The sequence below is a fragment of the Pseudoflavitalea rhizosphaerae genome, assembly GCF_003991355.1.
Classification (GTDB): domain Bacteria; phylum Bacteroidota; class Bacteroidia; order Chitinophagales; family Chitinophagaceae; genus Pseudobacter; species Pseudobacter rhizosphaerae.
Genome location: NZ_RCSU01000043.1, coordinates 1 through 350, shown reverse-complemented (window position 1 = coordinate 350; position 350 = coordinate 1). Strand labels below are relative to the sequence as shown.

At 44.0% G+C, this 350-nt stretch carries 1 rRNA gene; it reads left to right on the top strand.

Annotation, left to right across the window (positions count from 1 at the left end):
- Window positions 1-162 precede the first annotated feature (162 nt).
- Window positions 163-350 (top strand): 16S ribosomal RNA (locus tag D9Y29_RS26430); the annotation flags it as partial.

The following is a 350-nucleotide window of genomic DNA, read 5'->3' as shown; positions in this document are numbered from 1 at the left end:
GGCGGTTTGAAAAGGAAAAAGTAGGGCCGAAAGATCTTTGAAAAGTTTGGAAGCAGCAGCACATAATGTAACAGTTATGGTAAGCAACTGAAGCGTAATTTAATTAAGAACACAACGTTGAATTTTCTAATGAGAATTTAGCTAAGTGATCAAAACTCATTTACAATGGAGAGTTTGATCCTGGCTCAGGATGAACGCTAGCGGCAGGCTTAATACATGCAAGTCGAGGGGCAGCGCAGGTAGCAATACTGGGCGGCGACCGGCAAACGGGTGCGGAACACGTACGCAACCTTCCTTTAAGTGTGGGATAGCCCAGGGAAACTTGGATTAATACCACGTAATATAACTGA